Origin of the sequence: Streptomyces pinistramenti (assembly GCF_020564935.1) — a bacterium.
Classification (GTDB): Bacteria; Actinomycetota; Actinomycetes; order Streptomycetales; family Streptomycetaceae; genus Streptomyces; species Streptomyces pinistramenti.
Genome location: NZ_JAJCXB010000003.1, coordinates 143,744 through 154,235 on the forward strand (window position 1 = coordinate 143,744; position 10,492 = coordinate 154,235).

Sequence of the window (10,492 nt, forward strand, 5' to 3'; positions counted from 1 at the left end):
TGTCTCGCAGACTGCCACAGAAAAGTACGACGTTCAGGGCATGTCAAAGGAAGTGTGCGCAATCAAGCCCATCCCGGCGCGGCGGGAAGGGGTAGGACGGGGTGTCTGCGGGCCTGGCGGACGGGGCGTGGGAAGTTACTGAGCGTCAAGATATCGGGGAGAAAGGGGAGTTGAGTGATCGGACGGGCGCGGTGATCGTTCTCCGCACCCGCCCCGAGTGGTCCGCTGCTCACGGGCGCGGCCCGATCTCCTCCCCTTTCTCGCGGATGGTGATGGCCATGGCCGGACAGATGTCCGCGGCGTCCAGGGCCCGTTCGTCGCCCGCCGGGATCTCGGCGTGCACCGGCTGGGAGTGCGTGCCGTCGAGTGTGAACAGGTCGGGTGCGATGCCCGCGCACATGCCCGACGCGATGCAGCGTTCCGGGGCGACTTCCACCTGCCAGGTCATCGGCGCCTCACCAGCCCACCGGCATGATGCGCGGCCCGCGCACCAGCATCTCGGTCTTCCACGTGATGTCCCCGGCCAGATGCAGGTGGGGGAAGCGGCTGATGAGGGCGCCGAGCGCCTCCTGGAGCTCCAGCCGGGCCAGGGGCGCGCCCAGGCAGTGGTGGACGCCGTGGCCGAAGCCGAGGTGCTGGTTCTGGGCCCTGGAGAGGTCCAGGGTGCCGGGTGAACTGAAGCGCAGCGCGTCGCGGTTGGCGGCTCCCACGGCGACCAGGACGGGGGAGCCGGCCCGGACGAGGGTGCCGCCGACCTCGATGTCCTCGGTGGCGTAACGGGGCTGGCCCGCGCCGCTGCCCAGCGGGACGAAGCGCAGCAGTTCCTCCACGGCGGTGGTGATCAGCTCGGGCTCGGCGCGCAGCCGGGCGAGTTCACCGGGGTGGTCCAGCAGGGTGTGCACGAAGTTGGGGATCTGGGTCGCGGTGGTCTCGTGCCCGGCGACCAGGATGCCCACGCACAGGTCGACCAGCTCCAGTTCGGACAGCCGGTCGTCGGCGTCCCGCGCGTCGATCAGGGCCGTCATCAGGTCGTCCTGCGGCGCGCGGCGGTGCGCTTCGATCAACTTGGCCATGTAGGCGCGCAGTTCGTCGCGATTGCGGTCGAACTCCTCCGCGGTCAGTGAGCTGGTCGACAGCGCGGCATCGCTCCAGATCCGGAACTTCGGCCGGTCCTCCACGGGCACGCCCAGCATCCGGCAGATCACCGCGACCGGTATCGGCAGCGCGAAACGGTCCACCAGGTCGGCGGGCGGGCCGGCCGCCTCCAGCTCGTCCAGCAGGCCGTGCGTCAACTCGCGCACCTGCGGCCGGAGTTTCTCCACGTTACGGACCGTGAACGCCTTGGCGACCAGGGACCGCAGGCGGGTGTGCTCGGGCGGGTCCATGCTCAGGATGCCGCTGTTGCGCTGGCCTTCGGACTGCCGCGGTTCGTCGTGCTCGGCCGCCTCGGCACGGCTGAAGCGCAGATCACCGAGGACGAGCCGGGCCTCGGCGTAACGGGTGACCAGCCAGGCCGGTTCGCCGTACGTCATGCGCACCCGCACCAGGCCGGGGGTGTCGCGGGCCCGCTCGTACGCGTCGGACAGGGCCAGATTGTCGGCCGTGTTGAAGGGATAAGTGAGGGGCGCTGTGTCGGCTGCGGTCATGGTGACCTCCCTTGTGTAAGCACCTGCTTACAAATGACGTTAGGCCGCCGTCCCCCGTGGGTCAATGACACAAATGGCCGTATCCTGGCGGGCCTTCGGTAAGGAGCGTGGTGCATGGCGAAGTCCGCCGAGAGTCCGGCAGGTCAGCCCCGCAGGGACGCACGGGCCACCCGGCAGCGGCTGCTGGAGGCGGCGGCCGACCTGTTCGCGGAGCGCGGCTACGAGGCGGCGACGGTCCGTGACATCGCGGGCCGGGCCGGCGTCAACCAGGCCCTGCTGTTCCGCTATTTCGGCTCGAAGAACGCGCTGCTCACCGAGGTGATGGCACACAGCGGCCAGGAACAGCTGCGGAACACGCCGCCCGAGCAGCTCTTCGATGTCGCGCTGCGCGGCATCCTCGACAACAGCGGCAAGGATCCCCACGACCGCTCGCTCGCGGTCTATCTGCGCTCCATCGGCAGCCACGACGAGGCCGCCGACGTGGTGCAGGCCCTGGGCGAGGAGTACGCGGACACCCTGGCCACGCTCTCCCGGGCCGACGACGCCGCGCTGCGCGCCGACCTCGCGATGGCCTGGCTGCTGGGCATCGGCCTGATGCGGGTGGTCGTCGCCAAGGAACCCCTGGCCAGCGCGGACCCGGACGAGGTCTGCACGCTGGTGCGGAGCATGCTGGGCCGGCTTCTGGACGGCCTGCCGGCGCAGGGCGGCGACGAGGGGTGACGGGGGGTGACGGGGGCGGGGGCGGGCCCGGCGTCCCTGGTGCGCCGGGCGGGAGTGCTTCACCGGGCGGGAGTGCTTCAGCGAGCGGTAGCGGTTCACGGGGCGGGGCGGGAACGATGAGCGACGGGGCGTCCTTTCGGGCCGATGCGCACGACAACGGCCGGATCCAGCAGGCCGGCCGCGACCTGAACATCACCTATGGGTACGGCACGGACGAGCCGGGCGACGAGGCCCCGCCCGCACCGGAGGACCTGCTGGCCGCCTTCGCCGCCGCGCCGCTCCCCGTACACGTCCTGTCACCGCAGGCGCTCGCCGCGGTCCCGGTGCCCGGGATTCCCGCAGAACGGCTGGAATCAGCCGTGCGCGCGCTGCCGGCCGCCGCCGCAGGGCCCGTCGCGGACGGTGGCCGGGACGCGGGGGAGGCCGCGCCGCCGGTCCTGTGCATACGGCCGGATGCCGCCGTTGCGGCGCAGCGGGCGCGGGGCCTGTCCGAAGCGGCGCGCGCCCGGCTCGACGCCTGCGCGGCCGCACTGCTGGACCGCGCCCTGCTCCGCGTGGCCGAAGGCCCGGTGCCCGACCTGCTCGCGCCGCACGTGCGGGCGCTGCTGTGGCGCTCCGGCGGCGACCGCACGGCGGCGCTCGCGGCCGGGCGCCGGATACGGGACGCGTACGAGCGGTGCGGCCGCTACGAGGAGGCGCTGCCGTTCGCCGCGCGGATCGCGGAGTGCGCCCCCGGCGACGAGCGGGATCCGGGACTGCGGATCGCGGACGGCCTTGCGCTCGGCGAACTGCACTCACGCTGCGGCGACTTCGCCGAGGCGGACGCCGTGCTGCGGCCCGTGCTGGCACAGGCGGAGCAGGAGGTGAGCGACCGCGGGCTGACCCTGGCCGGGCGCACCGGGCCGAGCCTGGCCGAACTGTTCCGGGAGAACGTGGCGGGCCCGTTCACCGGCAAGCTGTCCACCGTCGACTGCGAGGTGCTCGCGCGCGCCGCCGACGTGCTGTACGCGGTGGCCGACGCACGGTACGGGCTGCGGCGCTACGCCGAGAGCGAGCGGCTGCTGCACTCGGCGGCCGGGCTGCGCTGGCGGGTCCTGGGCGGCGCGCATCCGGCGCGGATGCTCGCCCAGCTGCGCCGGGCCAGGGCGCTGGGCAGGCAGCGCCTGTGGCACGAGGCCATGTCGCTGGTCCACGACGCCCTCGCCTTCCGGGACGCCGACGCGCTGGACCGGGACCATCCGCGCGACGCCGCGCTGGTGCGGCTCGCGCACGCCGAGGTGACGGCGGCCGCGGTCCGCTCGCTGCGCGAGGAGGGCGACGCCCGCACCCGGGGCGTCGGGATCTTTCCGGCGCCCGTGGTGCGCTTCCTGGACTCGACCATGGGCAACGGCAAGCCGGAGAAACTCACTTCGGACGACGCCGGGCGGCTGGCGCGCGAGGCGGCCCGCGCCTGCGAGCGGGCCTTCGGCCCCGGCCATCCGCAGACCCGGGCGGCCAGGGAACTGCTGGCGCGGGAGACCGGGGGCGGGGCGGCGGCTCCGTAGCGGGGCCGGTGGCCTCACGGACCGCGAGCGCCGCCGCCCGCCCGGCTCCTCGGGCGGGGCGGCCCGGGGTGAGGGACGATGGGAGACACAGCGATCGTCGCTGCCGACCCTTGCGGAGCCCCCCATGGATTACCCGGAAGGCTATGAGCTGGTGTTTCAGTCGTCCGCCGTCGCGGACGACGTGGTGATCGTCCGGCGTACCGCGGGTGCGGGAGCGGGCGGGTACCCGATCTACGAGGACGAGACCGGGATCGTGCGCGCGGAGATCAGCGAGCGCGGCGAGGTCCGCATGCTCGCCAGCGGCGGCCACCAGGACATCGGCGTCCCCCTCCTCGTCCGCCCCCTCAAGCCCTGAACCCCGGCCCGGCCGCCGCGCTCGGGAGGTCGGCAGGTGGGGCGGTACGGGCCGGCAGGTGGCCAGCCCCGCCCGTTTCCGGGTCCTGACCGGCGGACACGGCGCGCGGGAGATGCGGACGGCCCGGGGGAGGGAGGCACCAGCGCCTCCCTCCCCGTGTGTGCGTTGCCGCAGGGGCCGTGCCGCCCCCGGTGTCCGGTCAGAAGTCGTACGGCTTGGCGGCGTTCCAGTGCGTGACATCGGCCTCGGACCAGCTGAACTTCGAGGCCGCGCCCTTGCCGTCGAACGCGTCGTGCTCGACGGCCGGGCCGGTGTCGCCGGTCTGGTCACGCAGGGCTATGGAGAGCTTCGTCGACGTGTGGGCGCCGGCGCTGTAGGCGAAGAGGTTCACGGCGGAGTAGACCTTGCCGCCGGGCCGGATCGTGATCCGCTTGCCGCTGCCCGGTGCGTCCTTGGACGAGTGGCCCAGGGCCTTCGAGGCGTCCCCGAGCAGGACGGACGGGTACGACGTGACCCAGCAGGGCCTGGTGTCGGCGTTCCGCGCGGTGATCAGCAGGTGCTCGCCCTGCTGCTTGGGGAAGCGGTGCAGCACGTCGTACGAGATCTCGTCCCCGTGGCACTGCCGGGCCTTGGTGGCGGTGGTCCGGCCGGAGCCTGACGTGCCCTGGTCGCCGGACGTGTGGGAGGAGTTCACCTCTGCGCCGTCGCCCGCCGTCTTCGCCCCGCCCGCGCTGCTGCTCCGGCTCGCGTCGCTCTTCGTGCCGTCGGCGCCGTCCGAGCCGCCGCAGGCGGTCAGGCTCAGGGCCAGGGCGGCGGTGGCGGCGGCCAGGACGGTGGTGCGGATGCGCGTGGTACGCATGAGGGTTCCCCCGAGCGGTAGGCGGCCGCAGGAGGTTTCCCGCGATGAACACCAGGTTGGCCGGGCCCGCTGGCGTTCCACTGACGTCTCACTTACGTCCCACTGACGCCCTGATCCTGCGGTGCAAGCGCACGCCTCGGCCGGTGGCTCAGGTCCGCTCCATGAGCCGCACCACCGCGGTGTCGTACCGCGCCTTGAGCCCCGCGTCCGCCGACACCTGCAGCAGCGCGCCCAACGCCCGTACCGCGCCGTCGTGGTATCCGCACGCCTCCGCCTCGCGTGCCGCTGCGTCGAGCCGCCGGACGCCTTCGGCCTCCTCGCCCATCCCCAGCAGCGCCTCACCGGCCGCCGTGAGCAGCAGCACCCGGGACGCCGGCGAGGGGTCCGACGGGTCGTCGAGTGCCTGCGCGGCGACGGACGTGTCCAGGGCCGACTGCCACTCATCAGCGTCCAGTTGATGCCTCGTCAGGTGGTAGAGGGCCAGCCGCTCGGTGTGCCGGTCACCGGCGGCGCGGGCCAGCCGTGCCGCCTGCGTGCAGCCCTCCGCCGCCTCCTGCGGGCCGCCGAGCGCCGCCTGCGCGAGCGACAGGTTGACCAGCGCGGTCGCCTCGCCGCGCGGATCGCGGGACCGGGCGGCGAGCGCCGGGGCGGCCTCCAGGTGGACCGCCGCCTCCTGGAGCCGGCCCTCTTCGGTCAGCACCCATCCGAGCAGGGCGAGGATCCGCGACTGCGCGCGCAGGTCGGCGTCGGCCCGCGCCGCCTCAAGTGCCGTCTCCAGCAGCGGGATCCAGCCGTCGCGCACCCGCCACACGATCTGCGGCCACTGCGCCAGGACGAGCCGCCAGGTCCTGCCGTGCAGTCCGGCGGCGTGCGCGGCGGCCGCCGCCGACGCCAGGTCGTCACGTTCGGCCGCGTACCAGGCCATGGCCTGCTCGCGGTCCGCGAACTGCCGTACCGCGCGCGGCGGGTGGAAGTCGGCGGGCGGCGCGAAACACGACTCGTCGCCCGGCTCGGCCGCGTCGGCCGCGGCCAGGGCGGTGGCCACACCGTGGTCGAGGCCCCGCACCAGAGTGCCGGGGTCCGTGTCCAGGCCGCGCGCGTAGAGCCGTACGAGATCGTGCAGTGTCCAGCGGTCCGGCGCGGCACGGATGACGAGGTGCGCCGCGGTGAGCCGGTCGAGCGCGGCCTCGGCCGCGGCCGGGTCGGTGCCCGCCAGGGCCGCCGCCGTATACCGGTCGACGTGCGCGCCGGGATGCCGGCCGAGGTATGCGAAGTGCTGCGCGGCGTCGGCGGGCAGCCGGCGCACGGTGAGGCGCAGCGCGGCCCGTACGCCGGTGTCCTCCACGTCGAGGAGGCCCAGGCGGCGGGATTCGTCGGACAGTTCGGCGCTCATCGCACTCAGGGAGCGGTCCGGCTGGTCCGCGAGCCGGGCGGCGGCCACCCGGATCGCGAGGGGGAGCCCGCCGCACAGCTCGGCGATCCGCCGGGCGGCCACCGTCTCCGCGAGCACCCGTTCCTTGCCGAGCACCGCGGCGAGCAGGGCCGTGCCGTCCTCCGGTTCGAGGACGTCGACGGGCACCGGACGGGCGGCGTCGGAGGCGATCAGGCCGCGCAGCCGGTAGCGGCTGGTGACCACCGTGACGCATCGGGCGCCGCCCGGGAGGATGTCCCTGACCTGCTCGGAGCCGCGGGCGTTGTCGAGTACGACGAGGAGCTGACGGTCGGCGGCAAGGGACCGGAACAGCGCGGACGCACTGCCGGCCGACTCCGGTATGCGGCGCGGCGCGACCCCCAGCGCCAGCAGGAACTCGCGCAGCACCTCGATGAGGGCCGGCTCGCCCGTATCGCTGAAGCCGCGCAGGTCGGCGTAGAGCAGACCGCCGGGAAACCGGTCGCGGTTGTGGTGCGCCCAGTGCACCACGAGCGCCGTCTTGCCCACGCCGGCAGGCCCGGTGACCAGGCAGACGGGCGCTTCGCCCGCGGCGGCCCGGGACAGCGCGGTCAGCTCGCCCGCCCGCCCGTGGAAGCCGCGCGGCATACGGGGAAGCAGGTCAACGGTGCCCGGGTACAGGCCCCTTGGCGGTCCCTGTGCAGTACCGGGCGCGGGCGCGGGGACCGCGGCGGGGACGGGCGCAGGCGCCGGGGCCTGCGCCACGTCCTCGTCCTCGCCGCGCAGCACCACCGCATACGCGTCCGCCAGCTCGCGCCCCGGGTCGACCCCCAGCTCGTCGGCGAGCAGCCGCCGGGTGCGGTGGAACCGGTCGAGCGCCTCCGAGCGGCGCCCCGCACGCTGGAGCGCCCGCATGAGCCCGGCGGACAGTGACTCGCGCAGCGGATGGACGTCCGCCTCCGCGCGCAGCACGGCCGCGGCCCGTGCGTGCTCGCCCATCCGCGTGTAGCCGCCGGCCAGCAGCTCCACGCTGGTCAGCCGGAGTTCCTCCAGCGCGTGCGCGGCGGCCTGCAGCGGCTGGCTCGGATACGCACCGGTCAGCGCGGGCCCCTGCCACAGCGACAGCGCCTCCTGGAATATCGCCACCGCGTCGGCCGGCACCCGCTGGCCACGCGCCAGCGTCACCAGCTCTTCGAAGCGGTGGGCATCCAGCAGCGTCTCCGGCATCCGCAGCACGTACGCCGAGCCCTGGGTGACCAGCTCGACGCCGAACATCTCGGCTCCGGCACGGGCGAACAGGCTCCGCAGCCGCGACACATGGCCCTGGATGACGCTGCGCGCCTGCGGCGGCGGCTCGTGGTCCCACAGCGCGGCCGTGAGCTGGTCCACAGGAACGGGGTGGTTGGGCCGCAGCAGCAGGGCGGCCAGCAGGCTGCGCCGCTTGGCGGGACCGAGCGGCAGTTCGCCGACATCGGTGGCGACGGAAACCGCTCCGAGCAGCTGGAACTCCACTGATGAAAACCTCCTGCGGGAAAGAATCAGATTACCGGAGGCGCGGCTCACCAGACCCTCCAGCAGCAGGGGCATCCAGCCGTCCCGCCCTTTCCCGCTGCCCGCCCGTTGCCTGCACGACATGCGCGCGCCACCCGGGGTCCTCGCCGCCCTGTTGGGCTGTGAGCCTAACCGGCAGCCGGCCGGTGTCAGGAGAGGGAACACAGATGACCATGTCGCGTCCGCACCGTCACCGCTGGGCCTGGGGCACCGCCGCGCTCCTCGTCGCCGCCACGGCGGTCCCGGCCATGGCCGCCGCGTCGGAAACGGGCGCAGCCGATGCACCGGCCACCCTGTCGGCCCACGGCAAGAAGGCGAAGAACGTCATCCTGCTCATCGGCGACGGCATGGGCGACTCCGAGATCACCCTCGCCCGCGACTACACGGTCGGTGCCGACGGCCGCCTCAACATGGACCGCTTCCCCAGAACCGGCGCGTACACGACGTACGCGGTCGACAAGCACGGCAAGCCGGACTACGTCACCGACTCCGCCGCCAGCGGCACCGGCTGGGCCACCGGCCACAAGACCGTCAACGGCCGCATCTCCAAGACCCCGGACACCGACAAGGCAGTGCCGACGATCCTGGAGCTGGCCCAGCGCAACGGCCTGGCCACCGGCTCGGTCACCACCGCCGAACTCACCGACGCCACCCCCGCGGTGCTGGCCTCGCACGTCAGCGACCGCAGCTGCCAGGGCCCCGCCGACATGAAGAAGTGCCCGGCCGACACCGTCGGCAACGGCGGCCCCGGATCCATCGCCGAGCAGAGCGTCAACCACAAGGTGGACGTCCTGCTGGGCGGCGGCAGAAACCGCTTCGAGCAGACCGTCACCGAAGGCCCGTACAAGGGGCGGACCGTCACCCAGCAGGCCCGGAAGCTCGGTTACCAGGTCGTCACCGACGACCAGAGCCTGCGGGTCGTCAAGGGCGGCAAGCCGGTGCTCGGCCTCTTCGCGCCGGAGACCGTCCCGGTGGAGTGGACCGGCAAGCCCGCAGCGGTCGGCGGCACCGCGCCCCAGCGCTGCGTCACCGGCAACCCGGACCGGCCCGCCCGCACGCCGAGCCTGGAGCGCCAGACCCGCAAGGCCATCGAGCTGCTGGAAGCCAAGCAGCGCACCGGGCACGGCAAGAAGCCGGGCAAGGGCTTCTTCCTCCAGGTCGAGGGCGCCTCGATCGACAAGCAGGACCACGCCGCCGACCCCTGCGGACAGATCGGCGAGACCGCGGCCTTCGACCGGGCCGTCAAGGTCGCCCGCGACTACGCGGCCAAGCACCCCGACACCCTGGTCGTCACCACCGCCGACCACGGCCACAGCAGCCAGATAGTGCCGCTCGAAGCCACCCCGCCCGGCCTGTCCGCCACTCTGGTCACCGACGAGGGCGGCCGACTGAAGGTCAACTACTCGACGAACACCCCCGGTCAGTCCCAGGAGCACACCGGCACCCAGGTTCGCATCGCCGCCCAGGGCCCCCTGTCGGACTGCGTCCTCGGTGTCACCAACCAGACCGACCTGTTCACCACCCTCCGCACCGCCCTCACCCTCCGCTGAGAGCACAGCAGGCCGGGGGCCGGGGCCGGGGAACAGCTGACCCCCGGCCCCGGTTCTCCGCTCGCCCTTAGAATGGCCTGCGACACCCCGAGCAGAGAGCAAAGCCGTGAGTGAACTGTCCCGGATCAAGACGGAGCCGCGTGAGCCGCTGGCCTCGGAGGTCTCCCGTCGGCTCATCGACTTCCTCATGTCGGGAGAGGTGCGGCCCGGCGAGCGGATCCCGTCCGAGCGCCAGCTGACCGAAATGCTCGGGGTGAACCGCCCCACCGTGCGCGAGGCGATCAAGTCGCTCGGTTTCCTGGGCCTGTTGGAGGTCAGGCAGGGCAGCGGCACGTACTTCAGAGGACCGGAATCGGACGTTCTCTACCGCCTGTTCGAACTCGGTCTGGTGCTGGGCGAGCGCGGGTCGAGAGATCTGCTCCAGGCGCGGGCCGAGCTGGAGGTGCTGGTGGCGGGCCTCGCCGCGACGGCACGGGACGCGTCCCGGATCGACGCGCTGCGGGCGTCGCTCACCCGCATGCGGGACTGCACGGACGAGGAGTACCCCGAAGCGGACATGGCCTTCCACGAGGCCATCGCCGACAGCTGCGGCAACATGGTGCTGCGCGACATGCTCAAGGGGATGCGCGCGATGGTGCAGCGCGGCTGGATCAACCGGACCGGCGGCACGCGCAGCCGGCGGGTCGCGTACGAGGACCACGTGCCGGTCTTCGAGGCGATCGAGCGCGGGGACGCCGACGCGGCCCGCGAGGCCATGGCCCGCCACATGGAGGGCGCGAGCCGCCGCCTGCTGGCCGCACTCGACCAGGAGAACTGAGCGGCGGTCCGCCCGCCGCCCCTCGATCCGCTTCTCGATCCGCCCCGTCGCGCAGCCCCG

At 73.5% G+C, this 10,492-nt stretch carries 9 protein-coding genes; 5 read left to right on the forward strand and 4 right to left on the reverse strand.

Features of this window, described 5'->3' with window-relative positions; translation table 11 throughout:
* Window positions 1-229 precede the first annotated feature (229 nt).
* Window positions 230-448 (reverse strand): ferredoxin, encoded by a 219-nt coding sequence (locus tag LIU39_RS03590; protein WP_227044446.1) that lies wholly within the window; start codon window positions 446-448, stop codon window positions 230-232.
* A 7-nt stretch (window positions 449-455) separates the two neighbouring features.
* Window positions 456-1,646, reverse strand: a complete 1,191-nt coding sequence (locus LIU39_RS03595) for a cytochrome P450 (RefSeq protein WP_227044448.1) — start codon at window positions 1,644-1,646, stop codon at window positions 456-458.
* A gap of 114 nt (window positions 1,647-1,760) precedes the next feature.
* Here LIU39_RS03595 and LIU39_RS03600 point away from each other — a divergent pair, with 114 nt between their 5' ends.
* From LIU39_RS03600 to LIU39_RS03610, 3 genes are all read left to right on the forward strand, one after another.
* Window positions 1,761-2,366, forward strand: coding sequence for a TetR/AcrR family transcriptional regulator (locus tag LIU39_RS03600; RefSeq protein WP_227044451.1), 606 nt, complete (start codon window positions 1,761-1,763; stop codon window positions 2,364-2,366).
* Between the two features lie 116 nt (window positions 2,367-2,482).
* Window positions 2,483-3,910 carry a hypothetical protein gene (locus LIU39_RS03605; protein WP_227044453.1) on the forward strand — a complete coding sequence of 476 codons (1,428 nt, stop codon included), beginning with the start codon at window positions 2,483-2,485 and terminating at the stop codon, window positions 3,908-3,910.
* 124 nt (window positions 3,911-4,034) lie between these two features.
* On the forward strand, window positions 4,035-4,265 hold the full coding sequence (locus LIU39_RS03610; RefSeq protein WP_227044456.1) for a DUF6296 family protein: 231 nt from the start codon (window positions 4,035-4,037) through the stop codon (window positions 4,263-4,265).
* 199 nt (window positions 4,266-4,464) lie between these two features.
* Here LIU39_RS03610 and LIU39_RS03615 read toward each other — a convergent pair whose 3' ends face one another.
* The gene (locus tag LIU39_RS03615) at window positions 4,465-5,124 is read right to left on the reverse strand and encodes a DUF4232 domain-containing protein (protein ID WP_227044458.1); all 660 of its coding nucleotides are present in this window, start codon (window positions 5,122-5,124) and stop codon (window positions 4,465-4,467) included.
* A gap of 148 nt (window positions 5,125-5,272) precedes the next feature.
* Window positions 5,273-8,026 carry an AfsR/SARP family transcriptional regulator gene (locus LIU39_RS03620; protein ID WP_227044461.1) on the reverse strand — a complete coding sequence of 918 codons (2,754 nt, stop codon included), beginning with the start codon at window positions 8,024-8,026 and terminating at the stop codon, window positions 5,273-5,275.
* A gap of 212 nt (window positions 8,027-8,238) precedes the next feature.
* On the opposite strand from LIU39_RS03620, the gene LIU39_RS03625 reads away from it, so the two are divergent.
* Both LIU39_RS03625 and LIU39_RS03630 read left to right on the forward strand, forming a co-directional pair.
* Window positions 8,239-9,615, forward strand: coding sequence for an alkaline phosphatase (locus LIU39_RS03625; RefSeq protein ID WP_227044779.1), 1,377 nt, complete (start codon window positions 8,239-8,241; stop codon window positions 9,613-9,615).
* 106 nt (window positions 9,616-9,721) lie between these two features.
* Window positions 9,722-10,432, forward strand: coding sequence for a FadR/GntR family transcriptional regulator (locus tag LIU39_RS03630; protein ID WP_227044463.1), 711 nt, complete (start codon window positions 9,722-9,724; stop codon window positions 10,430-10,432).
* Window positions 10,433-10,492: the final 60 nt, after the last annotated feature.